The sequence below is a fragment of the Enterobacter sp. WCHEn045836 genome (assembly GCF_003965585.1).
GTDB classification, from domain to species: Bacteria; Pseudomonadota; Gammaproteobacteria; order Enterobacterales; family Enterobacteriaceae; genus Enterobacter; species Enterobacter dissolvens.
The window spans coordinates 126,481-146,609 of the sequence record NZ_RXPT01000007.1 but is presented as its reverse complement, the minus strand read 5'-3'; the positions used below and the strand labels follow the sequence as shown (position 1 = coordinate 146,609).

At 54.5% G+C, this 20,129-nt stretch carries 21 protein-coding genes and 2 tRNA genes; 8 read left to right on the top strand and 15 right to left on the bottom strand.

What is annotated here, in order from left to right:
- Nucleotides 1–47: 47 nt before the first annotated feature.
- The gene (locus tag EKN38_RS11165) at nucleotides 48–527 is read left to right on the top strand and encodes a GlcG/HbpS family heme-binding protein (protein WP_014831610.1); all 480 of its coding nucleotides are present in this window, start codon (nucleotides 48–50) and stop codon (nucleotides 525–527) included.
- 36 nt (nucleotides 528–563) lie between these two features.
- On the opposite strand, the gene EKN38_RS11160 is transcribed toward EKN38_RS11165, so the two are convergent.
- Nucleotides 564–704: a hypothetical protein gene (locus EKN38_RS11160; RefSeq protein WP_013096938.1), complete on the bottom strand. Its 141-nt coding sequence runs from the start codon at nucleotides 702–704 to the stop codon at nucleotides 564–566.
- 126 nt (nucleotides 705–830) lie between these two features.
- Between EKN38_RS11160 and EKN38_RS11155 the strand changes: the two genes are divergently transcribed.
- Nucleotides 831–1,613: an MBL fold metallo-hydrolase gene (locus tag EKN38_RS11155; protein WP_014831611.1), complete on the top strand. Its 783-nt coding sequence runs from the start codon at nucleotides 831–833 to the stop codon at nucleotides 1,611–1,613.
- 72 nt (nucleotides 1,614–1,685) lie between these two features.
- Entirely contained in the window at nucleotides 1,686–2,321 is a 636-nt protein-coding gene (locus EKN38_RS11150; protein ID WP_014831612.1) for a carbonic anhydrase, read from the top strand.
- 28 nt (nucleotides 2,322–2,349) lie between these two features.
- On the opposite strand, the gene EKN38_RS11145 is transcribed toward EKN38_RS11150, so the two are convergent.
- The 4 genes from EKN38_RS11145 to mdtK form a co-directional block, all read right to left on the bottom strand.
- Complete coding sequence (locus EKN38_RS11145; RefSeq protein WP_050859588.1) at nucleotides 2,350–3,945, bottom strand: FAD-NAD(P)-binding protein; 1,596 nt, start codon at nucleotides 3,943–3,945, stop codon at nucleotides 2,350–2,352.
- A 120-nt stretch (nucleotides 3,946–4,065) separates the two neighbouring features.
- Nucleotides 4,066–4,142, bottom strand: a tRNA-Val gene (locus EKN38_RS11140).
- A gap of 4 nt (nucleotides 4,143–4,146) precedes the next feature.
- A tRNA-Val gene (locus EKN38_RS11135) sits at nucleotides 4,147–4,223 on the bottom strand.
- A 153-nt stretch (nucleotides 4,224–4,376) separates the two neighbouring features.
- Complete coding sequence (gene mdtK / locus EKN38_RS11130; protein ID WP_014831613.1) at nucleotides 4,377–5,750, bottom strand: MdtK family multidrug efflux MATE transporter; 1,374 nt, start codon at nucleotides 5,748–5,750, stop codon at nucleotides 4,377–4,379.
- Between the two features lie 226 nt (nucleotides 5,751–5,976).
- Between mdtK and EKN38_RS11125 the strand changes: the two genes are divergently transcribed.
- Entirely contained in the window at nucleotides 5,977–6,618 is a 642-nt protein-coding gene (locus EKN38_RS11125; RefSeq protein ID WP_014831614.1) for a riboflavin synthase, read from the top strand.
- Between the two features lie 31 nt (nucleotides 6,619–6,649).
- Here EKN38_RS11125 and cfa read toward each other — a convergent pair whose 3' ends face one another.
- Together cfa and punC are read right to left on the bottom strand one after the other, a co-directional pair.
- Nucleotides 6,650–7,798 carry a cyclopropane fatty acyl phospholipid synthase gene (cfa, locus tag EKN38_RS11120; RefSeq protein WP_014831615.1) on the bottom strand — a complete coding sequence of 383 codons (1,149 nt, stop codon included), beginning with the start codon at nucleotides 7,796–7,798 and terminating at the stop codon, nucleotides 6,650–6,652.
- Nucleotides 7,799–8,096: 298 nt separating this feature from the next.
- Nucleotides 8,097–9,296 (bottom strand): purine nucleoside transporter PunC, encoded by a 1,200-nt coding sequence (gene punC / locus EKN38_RS11115; RefSeq protein ID WP_014831616.1) that lies wholly within the window; start codon nucleotides 9,294–9,296, stop codon nucleotides 8,097–8,099.
- Nucleotides 9,297–9,411: 115 nt separating this feature from the next.
- Here punC and punR point away from each other — a divergent pair, with 115 nt between their 5' ends.
- Complete coding sequence (gene punR / locus EKN38_RS11110; RefSeq protein ID WP_014831617.1) at nucleotides 9,412–10,323, top strand: DNA-binding transcriptional activator PunR; 912 nt, start codon at nucleotides 9,412–9,414, stop codon at nucleotides 10,321–10,323.
- 17 nt (nucleotides 10,324–10,340) lie between these two features.
- Here punR and purR read toward each other — a convergent pair whose 3' ends face one another.
- The gene (purR, locus tag EKN38_RS11105; RefSeq protein WP_013096929.1) at nucleotides 10,341–11,366 is read right to left on the bottom strand and encodes an HTH-type transcriptional repressor PurR; all 1,026 of its coding nucleotides are present in this window, start codon (nucleotides 11,364–11,366) and stop codon (nucleotides 10,341–10,343) included.
- A gap of 297 nt (nucleotides 11,367–11,663) precedes the next feature.
- Here purR and EKN38_RS11100 point away from each other — a divergent pair, with 297 nt between their 5' ends.
- On the top strand, nucleotides 11,664–11,753 hold the full coding sequence (locus EKN38_RS11100) for a YnhF family membrane protein (protein ID WP_126522074.1): 90 nt from the start codon (nucleotides 11,664–11,666) through the stop codon (nucleotides 11,751–11,753).
- A gap of 163 nt (nucleotides 11,754–11,916) precedes the next feature.
- A complete protein-coding gene (locus tag EKN38_RS11095; protein ID WP_014831619.1) occupies nucleotides 11,917–13,083 on the top strand; it encodes an MFS transporter in 1,167 nt (388 codons plus the stop codon).
- Between the two features lie 35 nt (nucleotides 13,084–13,118).
- Here the strand turns inward: EKN38_RS11095 and sodB are convergent, their stop codons facing one another.
- Together sodB and EKN38_RS11085 are read right to left on the bottom strand one after the other, a co-directional pair.
- A complete protein-coding gene (gene sodB / locus EKN38_RS11090; RefSeq protein WP_014831620.1) occupies nucleotides 13,119–13,700 on the bottom strand; it encodes a superoxide dismutase [Fe] in 582 nt (193 codons plus the stop codon).
- A gap of 122 nt (nucleotides 13,701–13,822) precedes the next feature.
- The gene (locus tag EKN38_RS11085; protein WP_126522072.1) at nucleotides 13,823–14,596 is read right to left on the bottom strand and encodes a C40 family peptidase; all 774 of its coding nucleotides are present in this window, start codon (nucleotides 14,594–14,596) and stop codon (nucleotides 13,823–13,825) included.
- A 338-nt stretch (nucleotides 14,597–14,934) separates the two neighbouring features.
- Between EKN38_RS11085 and grxD the strand changes: the two genes are divergently transcribed.
- The gene (grxD, locus tag EKN38_RS11080) at nucleotides 14,935–15,282 is read left to right on the top strand and encodes a monothiol glutaredoxin 4 (protein ID WP_003832760.1); all 348 of its coding nucleotides are present in this window, start codon (nucleotides 14,935–14,937) and stop codon (nucleotides 15,280–15,282) included.
- A gap of 44 nt (nucleotides 15,283–15,326) precedes the next feature.
- On the opposite strand, the gene rnt is transcribed toward grxD, so the two are convergent.
- From rnt to eptA, 5 genes are all read right to left on the bottom strand, one after another.
- Nucleotides 15,327–15,977 (bottom strand): ribonuclease T, encoded by a 651-nt coding sequence (gene rnt, locus EKN38_RS11075; RefSeq protein WP_014831622.1) that lies wholly within the window; start codon nucleotides 15,975–15,977, stop codon nucleotides 15,327–15,329.
- Between the two features lie 96 nt (nucleotides 15,978–16,073).
- On the bottom strand, nucleotides 16,074–16,481 hold the full coding sequence (gene gloA / locus EKN38_RS11070; protein WP_013096923.1) for a lactoylglutathione lyase: 408 nt from the start codon (nucleotides 16,479–16,481) through the stop codon (nucleotides 16,074–16,076).
- Between the two features lie 100 nt (nucleotides 16,482–16,581).
- On the bottom strand, nucleotides 16,582–17,679 hold the full coding sequence (locus tag EKN38_RS11065; RefSeq protein ID WP_014831623.1) for an alkene reductase: 1,098 nt from the start codon (nucleotides 17,677–17,679) through the stop codon (nucleotides 16,582–16,584).
- 53 nt (nucleotides 17,680–17,732) lie between these two features.
- Nucleotides 17,733–18,332, bottom strand: a complete 600-nt coding sequence (locus EKN38_RS11060; protein ID WP_014831624.1) for a TetR/AcrR family transcriptional regulator — start codon at nucleotides 18,330–18,332, stop codon at nucleotides 17,733–17,735.
- 41 nt (nucleotides 18,333–18,373) lie between these two features.
- Nucleotides 18,374–19,999, bottom strand: a complete 1,626-nt coding sequence (gene eptA, locus EKN38_RS11055) for a phosphoethanolamine transferase EptA (protein ID WP_126522070.1) — start codon at nucleotides 19,997–19,999, stop codon at nucleotides 18,374–18,376.
- Between the last annotated feature and the right edge of the window lie 130 nt (nucleotides 20,000–20,129).

Sequence of the window (20,129 nt, the reverse complement as noted above, 5' to 3'; positions counted from 1 at the left end):
ACGTCGGGGTAATCTCTGCCACGTATCCCAACACGCGAGGAAGTGCGATGAAAAAATTAATGATGGTTGCGGCACTGGCCGCGGGTAGTGTAAGTCTGGCCGCTCAGGCTGATAAGTTGAACCAAAAGAATCTCTCGCTGGCGCAGGCGAATGCGCTGGCAACGTCCGCCATTCAGGCGTGCACGGCAAAAAATTATCAGGTGACGGTCACCGTGGTTGACCGCGCGGGCGTGGTGAAAGCCGTACAACGGACCGACAATGCCGGTCCTCACACGGTCAAAGCCAGTGAAATGAAAGCCTGGACGGCGCTCAGCGCAAAAAATGCGTCAGGCAAAGTGATGGAAGCGGCACAGAGCAATGCCGGCGCGCAAAACATGCGTGACATCCCTGGCTTCCTGCTGCTGGCGGGCGGCTTGCCGGTAAAAGAGGGCGATGAGGTGATCGGAGCGATTGGTATCGGCGGTGCGCCGGGCGGTCATCTTGATGAAGCCTGCGCGCAGGCAGCCATTGACGGGCTGAAAAAGTAACATAAAAAAAGCACCGGGTTAGCCGGTGCTTTTTCATCAGATTTTGCAGGCATCGCCGCAGTCGTCATCGGCGACAATCGCCTGGGCTTTTTTATCTGCGTCGTCCAGACGTTCCGCATTACGCTCTTCTGCTTCATCCAGTCCGTTAAAGACCAGGTTTTCGAGATCAATTTCCATGTGGCACCTGCTTTGTTCAGTTTTTTGATACTGGCACAGTATAGGGCAAAAAACGCCAGCAATGTACCTCGCAGCACATATGGATAATCCCTGCCATACTCTCTGCTTTATGGATGAGGAATGCCAATGATGACACTCTGCAAAACCTGCGGTACCGCGTATGACGCCGCGCCGCAAATATGCCCGATTTGCGAGGACGAGCGCCAGTATGTTCCACACAGCGGCCAGGCGTGGACAGACTTTGCTACCGTGACATCCACGCACAGCAACAAATGGCAGCAGCTGGAGCCACAGCTGTTCAGTATCAAAACGGTTCCCGCCTTTGCGATCAACCAGCGCGCGCTGTTGTTGCGTACCCCGCACGGTAATATTCTCTGGGACTGTATTGCCAACCTCGACCCGGCAACCAAAACGCTTATCACCGCGCTCGGCGGCATCAGCGCGATTGCGATTTCGCACCCGCACTATTACACCACCATGCAGGTATGGGCTGCGGCATTTGATGCGCCGGTGTACCTGCACGCCAGCGACAGAGAGTGGGTCATGTGCAGCAGTCCGGCCCTTCGCTTCTGGGAAGGGGATGCGCTGGAACTTTTCCCGTCGGTCACCTTGCTGCGTCTGGGCGGCCATTTTGCGGGCGGCACGGTGCTGCACTGGCAGGAGGGCGATGGTGTATTGCTGGTGGGGGATATTCTTCAGGTCACGCCCGGCAAGGACGCCGTGTCATTCATGTGGAGCTACCCGAATATGCTGCCGCTGCCTGCCCGTACCGTTGAGCGGGTCACCGGTCTGCTGGAGGGCAAAAAATTTGCTCGTCTGTACGGCGCCTTTGAGGGACAAAACATCCCGGCGCACGCGGACGCGATTGTGCAGCGGTCGGGCCAGAAATATATTGCTTGTCTCAGGTAAAGCACGATGGGTAAACTTCACGAGTGTGATCCCGATCATACCTAAACGACAACAGATAAAAGAGAAATTGCTATGCAACATATCATTGAAGGTTTCCTCAACTTTCAAAAAGAGATTTTCCCGCAACGTAAAGAGCTCTTTCGCAGTTTAGCGTCCAGCCAGAATCCCAAAGCGCTGTTCATCTCATGCTCCGACAGCCGTCTGGTACCAGAACTGGTCACTCAGCAAGAGCCAGGACAGCTCTTTGTCATTCGAAATGCTGGCAACATTGTGCCACCGTTTGGGCCAGAGCCGGGCGGTGTCTCCGCGACTATCGAATATGCCGTTGTGGCGCTGGGCGTGACGGATATCGTGATTTGCGGTCACTCCAACTGTGGGGCGATGAAGGCGATTGCGGATAACGCGAACCTCGAGCCGATGCCCGCTGTCTCCCACTGGCTGCGCTATTCTGATGCCGCTAAAGCCGTGGTTGAGAAGAAAAGCTGGGATAAGCCGATCGATAAAGTCAATGCGATGGTGCAGGAGAACGTGTTTGCGCAGCTGAGCAACATCAAGACACATCCTTCCGTTGCTGTGGGCCTGCGCAATAACTCTCTTCGCCTGCACGGCTGGGTATATGACATTGAAAGCGGTGAGATCCGTGCGCTGGATAAAGCGACAAAAACGTTCGTCTCCCTGTCTGAAAACCCGGAAGTATTCTTCGAATAATCACGCTTTGCAGGGCATGGAGGCCCTGTCAGTAATCGAAATACGGTAATCTCCGGCGTAGTCCCAACGCGGGTTTTTCCGCCGCTTTCGCCATCGCCTCCGCAATCTCCGCACACTCCGCCAGTCCCTGAACAAAGGGATGGTCGTGCATCAGCCACGGTATCGCGCCAAACGCGATCCTCCCGCACACCGATTCAGGCGCTTTCAGGGTGTAATCCTCGCCAATATCGGGGATCTCGTCACCTGTCGCCTGCAGTTGTTTGCGCAGGGTGGGAAAAGGCAGATCTTTTGTTCTGAGGGGCTTTTGCCCGCGGGCATCGATAAACACGTCGAAGTGATAAGTGTTGTCTTCAGTCGCGATCGCCGTCTGCGCGCTACCGATATCCAGCGTGTAATCATCTCCTAACGCGGCAACGCTGATGATCCCGGCCTCGCGCAGTGCCAGCAGCCGGCGGATGGACTGCGGCGGAATGGCGGCATAGTTGTCGATAAACACCCGCGCCAGTCCCTGTTTGAAACGTTCCCTGTCCTGCTCATTAAGATGCGGCACGATCTCCTGAACTACCTCGTGCAAACGAAGTACGGTGTAGCGCCAGGGCACCGTTCGCCGTTCACGTTTGTTGCGTTCGACTTCATTCAGATTGGCTTCTGCCCAGCTAAACGGGCCGTGCTGCTTACGATCTTCAAACCAGGCCTCGCGAAGGGTGTCCGCATCCAGCATGCGCAGCCCGATTTTCTCGCACCATGTTGGATCGGCGAGTTCCAGCTCTTTCACCATCAGGGCGAAGATACGATCGAGCAGCCCGTCCGGTCCTTTGGCGATTTCGCTTTCAACGACAAATTCAGTCAATACCGATAGCGGCTCGTAAGGAATAGGGCAGTAAAAATCGGCCTCAGGCAGAATACCCGTCCGGGACATCAGGACTATTTTTAACGCCTCGCTGCCTTTATCCAGCATAAATTTGTCGTCAACAAACGCGCCATGCTGCATAACAACCGCCATCGCGGCGTCCAGCCCGCTTAAGGAGGTCCCCATGATCCCCACCCGACAGGCGGGGATGTCGGCGTCCATCAAACCGGACCAGGGGCTCGGAAAGAAGGTGCGCGTAGCCTCGTCCTCTTCAGGCCAGACGTGGCCGGTGGCGATGACGGCAAGATCGAAGCGTTCAGGAAAGAGGCTGTCATTTACCGAAAGTGTGACGCCGTTTTTGTCGGTGGCGATATCCGTTACTTCGGCTGACTCATGGATGTCGACCTGAAATCCCAGCCTGCGGGCCTCTTTTACCACCGTGAGAAAGCTGTCGCGAAAATACTCCCCCAGCAGAATACGGGGCAGAAATTGCCGGTCGTGCAGTGAGGCTTTTTCGACGTGAAAACGGGCCAGATGGCTTTCACTCTGCTCTTTTAACCAGTCGAGGTAGGTCATAAAAACGGGCGGGATTTCAATACTGGCAATATTCGCCAGCATCAGACGCGAGTTTTCATCAACACGGTAGGGCATACCCACGCCTGCCTCATCGGCTTTTTCAAAGACGGAAACAGCCAGTGGTGTTTTATTTTTCAGTAGCGCGTAAAAGGTGTAAATCCCTGTGGGGCCGGAGCCGATAATGGCGATTTTTTTCATCGACACTGTTCCTGCTTTTTTTTGTCATATGAAAAGCGTAGCAGGAGAAAGCGTAAAAAATCAGGCGATTGGGATTATTCAGACTACGAGAAGAGGATTTGCACCATTTCAGGACTGAAATGGTGCGTCCGAGTGGACTCGAACCACCGACCCCCACCATGTCAAGGTGGTGCTCTAACCAACTGAGCTACGGACGCAGAATGGTGCGTTCAATTGGACTCGAACCAACGACCCCCACCATGTCAAGGTGGTGCTCTAACCAACTGAGCTATGAACGCAACGTGTTGTCGGTGACAACGGGGACGAATATTAGCGGCACAGCACCGCAGTGGCAAGAGGCAAAATGCATTTTTCTCTCTGATTTCACGCGATTGCTTCATTACCGCGCAAAGTGAAGAGAAAGTAGCCGCCAGCTGGCGGCTACTGCGTATTTAACGTGCGGCGCGCTGCAAAATTATCGTTGATGGCTGGCGCTGCAGGAAGCGCATGCGCAGCATCATCATGATGGCCGCAGAGGTCAGACCGATGATAAAGCCCATCCAGAATCCGGCAGGACCCATGCGATCAACCACCAGATCGGTGAGGGCGAGGATGTAACCACACGGCAGACCCAACACCCAGTAGGCGATGAAGGTGATAAAGAAAATGGAGCGGGTATCTTTATAACCACGCAGTACGCCGCTGCCAATCACCTGGATGGAGTCGGAGATCTGGTATACCGCCGCCAGCAGCATCAGATGCGATGCCAGCATCACCACTTCCGGGTTGTCATTGTAGAGCAGGGCAATTTGCTCACGCAGTGCGACGGTGAAAAGCGCGGTACAGACCGCCATACAAACCCCCACACCCAGCCCGGTACGCGCAGCCGTTTGTGCATCCAGGGTTGAGCCTTGCCCGAGACGGAAGCCGACGCGGATGGTGACCGCCGCCGCCAGCGACATTGGCAGGACGAACATCAGTGAGCTGAAGTTCAGCGCAATCTGGTGTCCGGCCACGTTCACAATGCCCAACGGGGAGACCAGCAGGGCGACAACGGCAAACAGGGTCACTTCAAAGAACAGTGCCAGTGCAATAGGCAGTCCCAGCTGTACCAGACGCATCATGATGTTCCAGTCCGGCGTGCTGAATGAACGCTCGTTACGGATATCACGCATGGAGCGGGCGCGTTTAACAAAGGCGAGCATACTGAAGAACATCACCCAGTACACCGCCGCCGTCGCCACGCCGCAGCCAACGCCGCCAAGCTCGGGCATGCCGAAGTGACCGTAGATAAAGACATAGTTCACCGGAATGTTGACCAGTAAACCGATAAAGCCCATAACCATCCCCGGCTTGGTTTTTGCCAGGCCTTCGCACTGGTTACGCGCCACCTGGAAAAAGAGGTAGCCCGGTGCCCCCCAGAGCAGGGCGCGCAGATATCCCACGGCCTTGTCAGCCAGAGCCGGGTCAATATTATGCATGGCGCGAATGATATGACCGGCGTTCCACAGCACCACCATAATCAGCAGTGAGACAAAACCCGCCAGCCAGAACCCCTGACGCACCTGATGAGCGATGCGCTCACGTCGACCGGAGCCATTTAGCTGAGCGATAACCGGCGTGAGTGCCAGCAGCAGGCCGTGACCGAAGAGAATGGCCGGAAGCCAGATAGAGGTTCCGATTGCCACGGCGGCCATATCGGTGGCGCTGTAGCCACCTGCCATTACCGTATCCACAAATCCCATTGCGGTCTGGGCCACCTGCGCGATGATCACCGGGATAGCCAGTGCCAATAATTGCCGCGCTTCATTCATGTACTTCTGCACGTGAACACCTTTGTATTGTTGTTATTTGAGAGACTAAAAAAGCCGCCATAACAGGCAGCAAGAAGAAAAAGCAGAGGGGGTGCCAGCTATTGTAGCGGGCTTTAACTAATTATCTAGTGAAAAAATCGCCAGAAAATGCGCTCCTCTGGCAACCTGTATTTCCAACTGTTATTGTGGTGGGATTAAACGGTGTCACCACCGTCCGGAAAAAACAGGAGTTGTAAGCATGTTTACTGGTATTGTGCAGGGCACCGCCAAAGTGGTGTCCATTGATGAAAAACCTAATTTCCGTACCCACGTTGTTGAGCTGCCGGAATATATGCTGGATGGCATCGAAACCGGTGCCTCGATTGCGCATAACGGTTGCTGCCTGACGGTGACCGAAATTAACGGCAATCAGATTAGCTTTGATTTGATGAAAGAGACGCTGCGTATCACCAATCTGGGCGAACTGGTGGTGGGCGATACCGTAAACGTAGAGCGTGCGGCGAAGTTCAGCGATGAAATTGGTGGTCATCTGATGTCGGGCCATATCATGACCACCGCCGAAGTGGCGAAAATTGTCACCTCTGAAAATAATCGTCAAATCTGGTTTAAAGTGCAGGATCCGGCATTGATGAAATACATCCTGTATAAAGGGTTTATTGGTATTGATGGGATTAGCCTGACGGTCGGAGAAGTGACGCCGACGCGTTTTTGCGTGCATTTAATTCCGGAAACGCTGCAGCGTACGACGCTGGGCGCGAAAAAACTGGGGCAGCGTGTGAATATCGAGATCGATCCGCAAACCCAGGCAGTCGTGGATACCGTGGAGCGCGTGCTGGCGGCAAAAGAGGCGGCCATAATAAAGGCCACGGAAGAAGAATAAAAAAATAACCCCGGCAATCCGGGGTTATTTTTTATCGCGGTACACGCAAACCGTGTTCAATCCCGCGGCTAAAGACGACCTGCCAGAGCTGAATATCACGCGCCCGGAACGCACCGGCGCAGGCATTCAGATAATAGCTGAACATGCGTTTAAATCGTTCAGAATAGTTGTCTGCAATCTCAGGCCACGCTTGCTGGAAACGCTCATGCCAGGCCATCAGGGTCGTGTCGTAATCCGCGCCGAAGTTATGCCAGTCTTCCATGATGAAATGGCCTTCACTGGCGTTGGCAATCTGGCGGACTGAAGGCAAACAGCCATTCGGAAAGATGTATTTATTGATCCACGGGTCAACGTTATTGTCCGTGCGCTTAGAGCCTATGGTGTGCAGCAGGAAGATGCCGTCCGGTTTTAAATTACGATCCACCACCTCAAAATAGGTGTCGTAATTTTTCGGCCCGACGTGCTCAAACATGCCCACGGAAACAATGCGATCAAACTGTTCGTTGAGGTCGCGGTAGTCCTGAAGACGGATATCAACGTCCAGACCCTGACAGCGTTCCCGGGCCATTTTTTGCTGCTCGGCTGAAATGGTGACGCCGACCACGCTGACGCCATAATGCTTCGCCATAAAATACGCCAGACCGCCCCAGCCACAGCCAATATCCAGAACGCGCATACCGGGCTGTAACTGCAGCTTCTCGCTAATCAGCCGCAGTTTATCCTGCTGAGCCGCTTCAAGGGTGGTCGCCTCTTTCCAGTAGGCGCAGGAGTATTGCATGAAGGGATCCAGCATGCGGCTGAACAAATCGTTACCGAGGTCGTAGTGCTCTTTGCCCACAATCCACGCCCGCTTTTTGCTTTGCAGATTGAACAAACGGGCGGAAGCGACGCGCAACGTATCTTTGATATTGCGGGGGAGTTGGTTCTCCAGACCGGCTCGCAACACGCTGGCAAAGAAAATATCCAGCCGCTCGCAATCCCACCAGCCATCCATATAGCTTTCGCCCAGCCCTAACGATCCCTCGCGCAGCACGCGTTTAAAAAAATCGGGATGTTTGACCTGCGGATCGGAGGGTGAAGATCCGTTGATAGTGATGCCTGCACGACCTAACAGTTCACTGACGATCCGGGACCAGTTATCGTCCGGAACGCTGACTTCTTCTATACACGATGAACTCATAGCTTCTCCATCACCTTACTGTGATCAGAACCTTCAAACAGCGTAGACGCTTTTTATGGTTTGTGAGAAATCTCACGGTAAATACCGCGAGGCTAGTATCCGACGTAGAACAGAGGAAGGGAGATATCCCTTGCCGAAATGCCTTCCATGGTAAAACGGGAGCACTCCGGCTCCCGTTAACACTTAATATTTATCGTATTTAATCGAACCAAATTTAGTATAGGCCTCAAAATTTGGTGATTCAATAGAAAATTCTTAGCAACCTAATCACTGAAATGTCACATATTTTCCGCAGTGACTACGCATGCGACGTTTCCGGCTGCGTGGGGCTATCAAGCTCACGTTGCGCGGCTGATTGCATGCGATATCCCATCACGGCCAGCACAACGGTCGCCAGCATCACGCTGGTGGTGGTCAACAGCGGCGTGGCAATCAGCGCTGAAACCACCAGGCTTGCCAGGAAGCACAGACCCAGCTGCAGGGTATTTTGCAGGGCAGCGGCACGACCTGTCGCCTGCGGGAAAGGACGTAACGCCTGTGCCACCACGATAGGGTAAATGGCGCCGTTAGCCACTGCCATCACGCAGAACGGAATCAATATCTCTACCAGGCCGACGCCCGGAATAAAACCGACAGCCCAGGTGGCGATCACACTCAGAGCAAAGAGCACCAGCAGCCATGGCAGCATCTGCTGACCTTCCCATTTCTGCAGTGCCGCACGGCAGCCGTATCCGCCCAGCAGGAAGGCGATGGTCTGCGGGACATAGCTCAGGCCAATGGCGGCCGGGCTGTATCCCATATCGTGCAGAATAAAGGGTGAACCGGTCAGCCAGGCGAAGAAGCTCGCCGAGCAGGCGGCATAGATCAGGACATTACCACGATACGCTTTGGCGCTCAGCAGGGAGAGGAACGTGATCGGTTTGGCGTCGGCATGCGCCTCTTCTTTATGCGCCGGCTTGAGGGCAAACGCCGGCAGCATCAGTACCAGCGTGATGGCAAACAGCGTGGCGAAGATAGCCTGCCACTCGAAATGCACCAGGATCCAGCTGCCCAGCAGGGGAGCGAGGGCAGGTGAAAGCCCTACCAGGGGCATAATGGTGGCGAAAATGCGGTTGGTGCGGTTGGCCGGGTAGTAGTCGGTAACAAGGGCCTGCCAGGTCACCGCTGCCGCACAGACGCCGACGGCTTGCACAAAGCGCAGCACCAGCAGCCAGGTCGCATCGCGTACCCATAACATTCCCAGACAGCCGACGGCAAAAATGCCCAGGCCCAGTAACAGCACCGGTTTACGCCCAAAGCGATCGGAGAGCGGGCCCCAGAGCAACTGTGCAATGGCAAAGCCCGCGAGGAACAAACTCAGGCTGGCGCTGATGGCCGCAGCAGGGGTTTGTAAATCTGCCTGCATCGCCGCAAACGCGGGCAGGTACATATCGGTGGCCAAAAAGCCCAGCACGCTCAAACCGCCGAGCCAGACTAAAAATCCATTCCTGGGTTGCATTGTTTTATTCTCCTTGAGGAGGCAGGTAGACACTGGCGCAGAGTGTAGGGAGTGCAAAGCGGGTTGTGAAACGCTAATATTTGGCGAGTGCATTCAAATTTTTTGCAGGCAGAAAATGTGGTCAGATTATTCTCTTGAAGTTGTCGATGCTGTCGCACGAAACGGCAGTTTCAGCGGTGCCGCAGAGGAGCTACACCGCGTTCCCTCCGCGATAAGCTACACGGTACGTCAGCTCGAAGAGTGGCTGGCTGTGCCGCTGTTTGAACGACGTCATCGCGATGTGGAATTAACGCCGGCAGGGGCATGGTTTTTGAAAGAAGGGCGTTCTGTTATCAAAAAAATGCAGATCACCCGTGAGCAGTGTCAGCAGATCGCCAACGGCTGGCGCGGGCATCTCTCCATCGCCGTGGATAACATCGTCAAACCCGAGCGCACCCGGCAGATGATTGTGGATTTCTATCGTCATTTTTCAGACGTTGAACTTCGCGTCTCGCAGGAGGTGTTCAACGGCGTCTGGGACGCGCTGGCGGACGGCAGGGCAGAGATGGCGATTGGGGCGACCCAGGCGATTCCCGTCGGGGGACGCTATGCGTTTCGTGATATGGGCATGTTGAGCTGGAAATGTGTGGTGGCAAGCGATCATCCCCTGGCTGCCATGGAGGGGCCGCTGAGTGACGACACGCTGCGCAACTGGCCGTCGCTGGTGCTGGAAGATACCTCGCGCTCATTGCCAAAACGTATTACCTGGCTTCTGGATAATCAGCGGCGGGTGGTGGCACCAGACTGGGAGTCCTCCGCGACCTGCCTCAGTGCCGGGCTGTGCGTCGCGATGGTGCCCGTGCATTTCGCTAAGCCGAGAATCGATACCGGTGAATGGGTCGAACTGACGCTGGAGAATCCGTTCCCGGATGCGGCCTGCTGCCTGACGTGGCAACAAAATGACGTGTCGCCCGCCATGGCGTGGTTACTGGATTACCTGGGAGACAGCGAAACGCTTAACCGGGAATGGTTACGGGAGCCAGCGTAACTGGCTCCGTACAGCGATTAACGACGGTAGTCGCGGAACGGACCATCCGCAACGGAACGGCGTTCGATAAGACGCGGGTGGACTTCAATCGACTGCGACTCTTCACGTTTGTTGACGATCCTGTCCATCAGCATATTGAAGGCCGTTTCACCCAGGGAGTCTTTCGGCTGGTGGATGGTGGTCAGCGCTGGGGTAAAGAAGCGCGCGTTGCGCACGTTGTCATAGCCGATCACGGAAATATCCTGCGGCACGCGCAGGCCCAGCTCATCGGCCGCACACAGGGCCCCCATCGCCATGATATCCCCGCCGCAGAACACCGCCGTTGGACGATGCGGCTGGGAAACGATCTGCTGCATGGCGCGGTAGCCCGATTCCGGCTCAAAGTCGCCCTGCACGATCCAGTTTTCCGGCACGGTGATCAGCGCTTCTTCCATCGCCTTCATAAATCCGGCCAGACGGCCAGCACCGGTGTTGCGCTCAAGCGGCCCCGGGATCACGCCAATTTCACGGTGACCGCGTTCAATCAGATAGCGGCCCGCCATATAACCGCCTTCAAAGGCGTTATCGATGACGGAGTCGGTAAAGTCGGCGCGCGCTTCGCCCCAGTCCATCACCACCATTGGGATATGACGATACTCTTCCAGCATGGAAAGCACGGACTCCGGATACTCGGAGCACATCACCAGCAGGCCATCCACGCGTTTTTGCGCCATCATCGACAGATAGGCGCGCTGTTTTTCAATGTTGTTCCACGCGTTGCCGAGGATCAGGGTATAGCCTTTCTGGAAGCAGTTTTTCTCAACCGCTTCGATGATTTCGGCAAAATAGGCCGCTTCACTGCTGGTCGCCAGCAAACCAATAGATTTGGTGTGATTAACTTTAAGACTGCGCGCAACGGCACTCGGCGAGTAGTGCAGCTCTTTGATTGCCGCCCAGACGGCGTTGCGCGTCTCTTCCGCCACGAAGCGGGTTTTGTTAATTACATGTGATACGGTTGTAGTGGAAACGTTTGCGCGTTTTGCTACGTCTTTAATTGTTGCCATTAAATGTCACTCCAGACCATATCCTAAACTCCTGAAAACCTTGAAGGTAAACGTTTGCCTTCTCTCACCCTTATCACGCAATCTTGAATTGCGGCACGCCAGGAAAACGACACGGGACGTCAGGAGGGGGTCAATGGCCGGTACGCTAATAAATTTAGCGTGGAATTTTGTCCTATCTTGATGAAAAGGGGAAGAGCTAAAGTGGTTATCCGTTTAAATCCGGGAAGATTTTTGACGTAAATTGTGTAAAAATGAGCAAGCTCACTTTTCGTGGGGGGATTAAAAGGAGAAAAATTGATGAGTTCCGATCTGAAGTTTTCGCTGTTCACCACCATTATTGTGCTGCCGCTGATTGTTGCTGCGGGTCTGACGGCTGCACTGCACTGATTTACGCGGAGGGAGCGTTCGCTCTCTCCCGCTTCCCCTGATTGTTACATCTCCGGCAAAAATCTTTTGCCAATTTGTTAACTTCTCATTTTTTGTGATTAATGTCATGCTTTCGTCTTCTTTGTTCTGTGTCACGACCTGACACGGCATCCGGAGTTGACGCATGAAAATCAATTTTCCCCTGCTGGCCCTGGCGATTGGCGCTTTTGGGATTGGCACTACTGAATTCTCCCCGATGGGGCTCTTACCGGTTATCGCCCGCGGTGTGGACGTCTCTATCCCTGCAGCCGGGATGTTAATCAGCGCCTATGCCATTGGCGTAATGGTTGGTGCTCCGCTGATGACGCTGTTGCTTTCCCACCGCGCGCGCCGTAACGCGCTGATTTTCCTGATGGCTATCTTTACCCTCGGCAATGTGCTCTCCGCCATTTCGCCGGATTACACCACATTGATGCTGTCCCGCATTCTGACCAGCCTTAACCACGGTGCCTTCTTTGGGCTGGGGTCGGTGGTTGCCGCAAGCGTGGTGCCCAAACACAAGCAGGCGAGTGCCGTGGCAACCATGTTTATGGGCCTGACCATCGCCAACATTGGCGGTGTTCCTGCGGCGACCTGGCTGGGAGAGGTCATTGGCTGGCGTATGTCGTTCCTCGCAACCGCCGTACTGGGCGTTGTCGCGATGGTGGCGTTGTTCTTCTCCCTGCCGAAAGGCAGCGCTGGTGAGCGGCCTGAGGTACGTAAAGAGCTGTCGGTACTGATGCGCCCGCAGGTGCTCTCGGCGCTGCTTACTACCGTGCTGGGTGCCGGGGCGATGTTTACCCTTTACACCTATATTTCGCCGGTGCTGCATGACATCACTCACGCGACGCCGATCTTTATCACCGCGATGCTGGTGCTGATTGGCGTGGGCTTCTCGATTGGTAACTATCTGGGTGGGAAATTTGCTGACCGCTCCGTGAGCGGAACGCTGAAGGGTTTTCTGACCCTGCTGATTGTCATCATGGTTGCCATCCCGTGGCTGGCGCGTAATGACGTTGGCGCGGCCATTGCGATGGTCGTCTGGGGGGCGGCCACCTTTGCCGTGGTTCCGCCGCTGCAGATGCGCGTAATGCGCGTCGCGCATGAGGCGCCGGGCCTCTCCTCGTCGGTGAATATTGGTGCGTTCAATCTGGGCAATGCGCTCGGTGCCGCAGCGGGTGGTGCTGTGATTTCGGGTGGTCTGGGATACAGCTTTGTGCCGGTGATGGGGGCCATTATTGCCGCGCTTGGCCTGCTGTTAGTGATGATGTCGGGTCGTAAACAGCCTGAAGCGGCCTGTGCTGCCGAATAAAAAAACGCAGAAGGGGAAACCCTTCTGCGTCTCTCTTACGCGGCGAAGTTCTTCGCCACAAAGTCCCAGTTAACCAGTGCCCAGAAGTGCTCCAGGTAGTTAGGACGCGCGTTACGGTAATCAATGTAGTACGCGTGTTCCCAGACATCCACGGTCATCAGCGGAGTCGCGCTGGTGGTCAGTGGTGTACCCGCGTTAGACGTGGAGACGATAGCCAGTTTGCCATCGGCCTCTTTTACCAGCCATGTCCAGCCAGAACCGAAGTTTTTGATTGCGGCATCGGTAAATTTCGCTTTGAACTCCGCAAAGCTGCCAAAGGCGGCGTTAATCGCAGCAGCCAGTTCACCGGTCGCCTCGCCGCCCGCATTTGGCGCCAGGCAGTGCCAGTAGAAAGTGTGGTTCCACACCTGAGCAGCGTTGTTGAATACGCCACCGTCTGAACTGCGGACGATCTCTTCCAGCGTTTTGCCTTCAAAATCGGTGCCCTTGATCAGGTTGTTGAGGTTGGTGACATAGGTCTGGTGATGTTTGCCGTAATGATATTCCAGGGTTTCCGCTGAAATGTGCGGTGCCAGGGCATCTTTTGCATACGGTAGTGCAGGTAATTCGAACGACATTGCTTCTCTCCTTATTGTATTTTGCGTTGCCAATAACCACACAGACAACAAGGACAGGATAGCAAATTGAAAGGGTATGCAAAAGAGGAACTTACCCTGCCGTGGTGACGGCAGGGCAGGGTTTAGCGGATGGTTTTCGGTGTCATGACGCGGCGTGCGCCGACGTAGTGACGCACCCAGTAGTCTTCGCTAAGCGAGGTGATCTGAATGTCCTGACCGCTTCGTGGCGACTGAATAAACTTCCCATTGCCCACATACACGCCGACGTGATCAGCCGTACCGCGACCCTGGGTGCGGAAGAAGACCAGATCGCCGTTTTGCAGCTCGCCACGGTTAACGGGGGCGGCGTCGCGCAGGTGGTACATTTCATTGGCGGTGCGCGGAATGCGGAATTTCACCAGATCTTTATAGGCGAAATACACCAGCCCGCTGCAGTCAAAACCGGTGCGGGGAGAAGTGCCACCCCAGCGATACGGTTTGCCAATTTGCCCCATAAGCTTATTCATCGCCGTTTTTTGCGCTTTCTGTACCCGAACCTTATGCGCGTCGGCAATTTTTGTCACTTTCGTGCATTTGGCTTTATGCCCTTTGCGCGTGGTGCATTTTTCCGTTACGAGGTTGGCAGCAGTTTGTGAGGCTTTACGTTTCGATGCGAGGGCAGTGCGGGAAGATGTTGATTTCGATTTGCTGGAGGCGGTCTTTTTCGTTTGAGCAGTTTTTTTTTTCTTTTCGTTCTTACTGGTGGTCTTTTTTTTACGTTCTGTGGTTTTTGCCAGATGCGTTTTTTGCACAGCAGAGTGCCGCGCCTGTTGAGAGGCGTTTGCCGCTGGCGTGAAAGAGAGTGATGTAAACAGTAAAGCACAGAGCGTGATCGAGATTTTATTTATCCGCGCCACTGGGCAGTCCCCTGATTAATGCAGGTCATCAATAATACCCGCGTATGATTTACAAAGCCCGTCGATTCTAATCCATAAAAACCCGAGAAGTTAATAGCATTTTTCAATCTAAAAACCTGTTTCGTTAGCAAGTGCAAAAAAATTCATCGATTTGTCGCACAATTGTTCACGCCCTAAGCAAAACCCTGCCTGCCGCAGGGTTAAGCACCATTTACAATGCAACTTTTCCCCACTCGCGATAAAATAGCTATACGTGACAAAAATGTTATTTTCCGATGCCAGTCTGAACCGCTACAATGTCAGACTAATGCCGTAACAGAAGTTAAAGGAAGCAAGACATGAGCACCACTATTGAAAAAATCCAGCGCCAGATCGCTGAAAACCCGATTCTGCTGTATATGAAAGGTTCTCCGAAGCTGCCAAGCTGTGGCTTCTCCGCGCAAGCGGTTCAGGCGCTGTCTGCCTGTGGTGAACGTTTTGCTTACGTTGATATCCTGCAGAACCCGGACATCCGTGCTGAGCTGCCAAAATACGCTAACTGGCCGACGTTCCCGCAGCTGTGGGTCGACGGTGAACTGGTTGGCGGTTGCGATATCCTGATTGAAATGTATCAGCGCGGCGAACTGCAGCAGCTGATCAAAGAGACGGCGGCGAAGTACAAAACTGAAGAGCCTGACGCGGAGTAATTTTCTGCGCAAATAAAAAAGCGACCTTAAGAGGTCGCTTTTTTTTATTCTTCGCTGTCGCCCATCGGCAGCGGCCAGCCGCCCAGACGCTTCCAGCGGTTGACGATCTCACAGAACAATTCTGCGGTGCGCTCCGTGTCATACAGAGCGGAATGGGCCTGCGTGCCGTCAAACTCAATCCCGGCGGTGATACAGGCTTTTGATAACACCGTTTGTCCGAGCGCCAGGCCGCTCAGTGCGGCGGTATCAAAGGTCACAAACGGGTGGAAAGGGTTACGCTTAAGAGAGGCTCGCTCGGCGGCAGCCATGGTAAAGCTGTGATCGAACGTGGCGTTATGCGCCACCATAATGGCGCGGCTGCAGTTACTCTCTTTCATGCCTTTACGCACCATTTTAAAAATGGCATGCAGCGCGTCATATTCACTTACCGCACCGCGCAGTGGGTTATGCGGGTCGATGCCATTAAATGCCAGCGCCTCTGGCTGCAGGTTTGCGCCTTCAAAGGGGTCAACGTGGAAATGCATCGTGGTGTCCGGTGTAAGCCAGCCCTGTTCATCCATCTTCAGCGTGATGGCGGCAATTTCAAGCAGCGCATCGGTTTTAGCGTTAAATCCGGCTGTTTCGACATCAATGACAACAGGATAAAAACCACGAAAACGGTCGCACAGACCGGTAAGTTGAGCGTTATCGGACATCAGGGTCTCTTACAAGGGGAAAAAAGCAGAGCGCATTATGGCAAATTTTGGCGGGGGATGCAGTAAAACAACGGGCGCATAGTGCGCCCTGAAGGATCAGTTGCCCAGACCGCGACCGGCGTCTTTGGCTTCAATCAGCTCGATTTTATAACCGTCCGGATCTTCAACAAACGCAATCACGGTGGTGCCGCCTTTTACCGGGCCCGCTTCACGCGTGACGTTACCGCCGTTGCTGCGAATACGTTCACAGGCTTCTGCCGCGTTGTCCACTTCCAGCGCGATGTGGCCGTAGGCCGTGCCCAGCTCATAGCTGTCGACGCCCCAGTTATAGGTCAGCTCGATAACCGCTTCATCCGTTTCCGGGCCGTAACCCACGAACGCCAGCGAGTATTTATATTCCGGGTTTTCGCTGGTGCGCAGCAGCTTCATACCCAGTACGTTAGTGTAGAAATCGATAGAACGTTGCAGATCGCCAACGCGCAGCATGGTGTGAAGTAGGCGCATAATTTCCTCATTAACCAATGGAGTAGAGTATCTTTTTGAACAGAAACGATGTTTTAGTATAGCGGCGAAAGGCCGCCGCTATCAATGCACAACGGAGAGATTACAGCGTAGGGTAGTCGGTATAGCCTTCCGCGCCGCCGCCGTAGAAGCTTTCCGGGCGCTGTGGGTTCAGCGCTGCTTTTTGCTGCAGACGGGCAACCAGGTCCGGGTTGGCAATGTAATCACGACCAAACGCCACGGCGTCGATTAACCCTTTATTAATCAGATCTTCGGCTTTCTCAGGTGTATAGGCCCCCGCACCGATGATCACCCCGTGGAAACGCGCGCGCACTTTCTGGCGGAAGGCCTCAGAGTAAGGCTGACCACCTGCCCAGTCCGGCTCGGACATATGCAGATACGCGATACCGCGTTTCGCCAGCTCTTCAATCAGATACAGCGCGTCCGCTTCTTCGTTCGGACCGTTGTCGACGTTCTGGAAGGTACCGATTGGGGAGACGCGAATACCAATACGATCCGGGCTCCACTCCTTGCACACTGCATCAACGACTTCCAGCACCAGACGGGCGCGGTTTTCGACGCTGCCGCCGTACTGGTCGGTGCGGTGGTTGGACGACGGTGACAGGAACTGATGCAGCAGATAGCCGTGCGCGGAGTGCAGTTCAACCAGATCGAAACCGGCTTCGCGGGCGTTGGCCACGGCCTGACGGAAATCGTTCACGATACCCGGGATCTCGTCCAGCTCCAGCGCGCGTGGCGTGGAGGTGTCGACGCGGATCGCGTGGCCATTTTCATCGCGCAGGGAAGTACGGGTATTCGCATTCAGGGCTGACGCGGAAACCGGTGCCTGACCGCCAGGCTGAATGCTGCTGTGAGAGATACGGCCGGTGTGCCACAGCTGAACCGCGATACGTCCGTCTTCAGCGTGAACACCGGCGGTGATTTTCTTCCACGCGGCGATCTGCTCCGGGCTGTGCAGGCCTGGTGCGCCGGCATATCCCTTCGCCTGTGCGGAAATCTGCGTGGCTTCAGTGATGATGAGGCCAGAGCTGGCGCGCTGACGATAGTATTCACCCATCAGTGGGGTTGGGATATCACCCGGCTCAATGCTGCGCAGACGGGTGAGTGGGGCCATAAACACGCGGTTTGGTGCGGTGACGGCGCCCACTTTCAGTGGGGTGAAAAGTTTTTCAGCTGACATAACGACTCCTGAGTAGACCAGTCGACTAGTAATTAAGTAAATAAAAACGCCTGCTACACGCCAGGCGCAGTAATGCTGCTATTAACATGTGCCAGTGCGCTTTCCAGCGGCACGGCACTGCGGGAAATTTTGGCCTGCAGGTTCGCCCCTAACCAGAGCGAATATAAGACCTGCGCCTGGGTTAACGCCTCACCGGAGAAGGCCAGCGTTTTTTCACGGCGGCCATTCTCAAGCGCCTGCGCCAGCAGGGCGATAACGCCGCTGGCACCTTTATCCATGGCCGCGCGCATATCTTCGGAGAGATCGCACACTTCGGCAGAAAGTTTTACCGTCAGGCATCCGCTGATAATGCCCTGCTGACAGAACTGGTTCAGGGTTTCCTGATAGTAATTCAGAACACGATCCCGATAGTTACCTTCGCCACTGGCGAAATGGGTCGCCAGGCGCTGATGGTAGCTGGCATAGTGCCGCTCCAGCATCGCCACGCCAAACGCCTCTTTGGATCGGAAGTAGTGATAAAACGACCCCTTCGGCACTTCGGCGGTTTTAAGTAACTCGCTTAACCCCATACCGGTGAACCCGCGATGCATGCAAAGCCGCTCGCCGGTCGCCAGTAAATGTTCGCGTGTATCGTGTTCAGTATTTCTGCTCATGGTCGAACTCTAATAGACCGTTCGGTCTATTGCAAGTGAGTTTATTGACGGCAGGCCTTCAGAATATCCAGTTGCTGCTGATAAACCGTTGATTTCACGTCCATCATACCCAGTACGGTCGAGAACAGGTTGTCCTGCGAAACCGCATTTTTTGCTGCGTAGTCGCGCAGGCACTGCGCGTTGATTCCAAAGTTTTTCGCATAGTCCGGTGATAACCAGAACATAAACGGAATGTGCGTTTGTTGCTCTGGCGCCAGCATGTACGGCGTGCCGTGCAGATAAATTCCGCTTTCGCCCAGCGATTCGCCGTGGTCGGAAAGGTAAATCAGCGCGGTGTTCATGTTGGCCTGGCGTGCTTTCAGCGCATCGATGGTTTTACTGACCATACTGTCGGTATACAGGATGGTGTTGTCGTAGGTATTCATCAGCGCCTGGTGATCGCAATCCTGAATTTCGTTGGTATCGCAGGTCGGCGTGAACCTGCGGAAATTGTCCGGATAACGGTGATAGTAGGCCGGACCGTGGCTGCCCATCAGGTGGATCACCAGTACGGTGTCCTGTTTCAGGCCGTCCAGCACGTTGTCGAGACGGTAGAAGTTCACATCATCAATACAGGACTTGTCTTTGCAGAACTGATCCAGGTTCCACTGGGTCATATCGGTATGGGGTACGCGGTCGCAGGCACCTTTACAGCCGCCGTCATTGTCGCGCCACAGCAGGTTGATTCCCGCATGTTTGAGCACATCGAGCAACCCTTCCTGGTGATGCGCCAGGTCAGCATCGTATTTGCTGCGCGTCATGCCGGAGAACATGCAGGGAACGGAAACGGCCGTTTCGGTACCGCATGACGTGGCCTGCGGGAAGTTGATGACATCCTGCTTTTTCAGTTCCGGGTTCGTTTCACGGCCATAACCATTCAGCGAGTAGTTCGCGGCACGTGAGGCCTCACCTACCACCAGCACCAGAACCGTTTTCTTGTTCTGACCTGCAATCAGTGGGCCCTTATGGGCATCTTCACCAATACGCACCAGCGTCTGGTCGCCTGCAAACCAGCGCATCTTGCTGTATTTCACCATGGCACTGACGTAGTTCGCCGGCGTCACCATCTTGACGATGCTTTTATTATTGCGAAACAGCGACGCATAATCTTTGTAAAACACGGCGGCGACAAGGATGATCACCAGCAGGGCGCCAAGCATGGCGGCAACGCGCATCAGCAGGGCATACCACCACTTTCCGGTATGAATGCGCGTCATCGTTAACACCACGGAAGGAACCAGTCCCGCAATGACAATCCACAGAATCATCTGTGGCGTGACCAGCGCAGTCGCCTCCTGGGAGTTCGTTTCGAACACGTTAACAATCATGTTCTGATCGATAACCGCACCATAGGTGTACATAAAATAGGTGGCCGCGGCGCATCCGATAGTTAAGACGATCAGCAGCGGCTTACGGATAAAGGGGATATTGAGCAGGCTGAAGACAATCACCCAGCCGCAGAACAGCACCAGCGGCACGGACGCGGCAAAGAGAATATCGTGAAACCGCACCGGGGCAATAATGGCCCAGCTACGTTGAATAAACAGTGCGTTTAAGAGCGTGAAGAAAAGCGCACAACCCAGAGTGAATTTTATATCGTTACACTGTAACTTTTTCGTTAACCACATCGAAAACAAACCTGTCATCATATTGATGAGGCGAGTATAGAGAGGGAAGATTAGTGAAACCTTAATGCCACAAAACTGTGGTAAAGCCCTTGCACGTGGGGCGTTTAACGTCTTCACTGTAGGTGAGTGT

What these genes read in the sequence shown, in the direction of transcription:
- EKN38_RS11125 (WP_014831614.1), top strand. Translation starts at nt 5,977, where the DNA reads ATGTTTACTGGTATTGTGCAGGGCACCGCCAAAGTGGTGTCCATTGAT.
- sodB (WP_014831620.1), bottom strand. Translation starts at nt 13,700, where the DNA reads ATGTCGTTCGAATTACCTGCACTACCGTATGCAAAAGATGCCCTGGCA.
- cfa (WP_014831615.1), bottom strand. Translation starts at nt 7,798, where the DNA reads ATGAGTTCATCGTGTATAGAAGAAGTCAGCGTTCCGGACGATAACTGG.
- grxD (WP_003832760.1), top strand. Translation starts at nt 14,935, where the DNA reads ATGAGCACCACTATTGAAAAAATCCAGCGCCAGATCGCTGAAAACCCG.
- EKN38_RS11100 (WP_126522074.1), top strand. Translation starts at nt 11,664, where the DNA reads ATGAGTTCCGATCTGAAGTTTTCGCTGTTCACCACCATTATTGTGCTG.
- punC (WP_014831616.1), bottom strand. Translation starts at nt 9,296, where the DNA reads ATGCAACCCAGGAATGGATTTTTAGTCTGGCTCGGCGGTTTGAGCGTG.
- punR (WP_014831617.1), top strand. Translation starts at nt 9,412, where the DNA reads ATGTGGTCAGATTATTCTCTTGAAGTTGTCGATGCTGTCGCACGAAAC.
- EKN38_RS11155 (WP_014831611.1), top strand. Translation starts at nt 831, where the DNA reads ATGATGACACTCTGCAAAACCTGCGGTACCGCGTATGACGCCGCGCCG.
- EKN38_RS11165 (WP_014831610.1), top strand. Translation starts at nt 48, where the DNA reads ATGAAAAAATTAATGATGGTTGCGGCACTGGCCGCGGGTAGTGTAAGT.
- EKN38_RS11160 (WP_013096938.1), bottom strand. Translation starts at nt 704, where the DNA reads ATGGAAATTGATCTCGAAAACCTGGTCTTTAACGGACTGGATGAAGCA.
- purR (WP_013096929.1), bottom strand. Translation starts at nt 11,366, where the DNA reads ATGGCAACAATTAAAGACGTAGCAAAACGCGCAAACGTTTCCACTACA.
- EKN38_RS11065 (WP_014831623.1), bottom strand. Translation starts at nt 17,679, where the DNA reads ATGTCAGCTGAAAAACTTTTCACCCCACTGAAAGTGGGCGCCGTCACC.
- rnt (WP_014831622.1), bottom strand. Translation starts at nt 15,977, where the DNA reads ATGTCCGATAACGCTCAACTTACCGGTCTGTGCGACCGTTTTCGTGGT.
- EKN38_RS11150 (WP_014831612.1), top strand. Translation starts at nt 1,686, where the DNA reads ATGCAACATATCATTGAAGGTTTCCTCAACTTTCAAAAAGAGATTTTC.
- EKN38_RS11060 (WP_014831624.1), bottom strand. Translation starts at nt 18,332, where the DNA reads ATGAGCAGAAATACTGAACACGATACACGCGAACATTTACTGGCGACC.
- eptA (WP_126522070.1), bottom strand. Translation starts at nt 19,999, where the DNA reads ATGTGGTTAACGAAAAAGTTACAGTGTAACGATATAAAATTCACTCTG.
- EKN38_RS11095 (WP_014831619.1), top strand. Translation starts at nt 11,917, where the DNA reads ATGAAAATCAATTTTCCCCTGCTGGCCCTGGCGATTGGCGCTTTTGGG.
- gloA (WP_013096923.1), bottom strand. Translation starts at nt 16,481, where the DNA reads ATGCGCCTACTTCACACCATGCTGCGCGTTGGCGATCTGCAACGTTCT.
- EKN38_RS11145 (WP_050859588.1), bottom strand. Translation starts at nt 3,945, where the DNA reads ATGAAAAAAATCGCCATTATCGGCTCCGGCCCCACAGGGATTTACACC.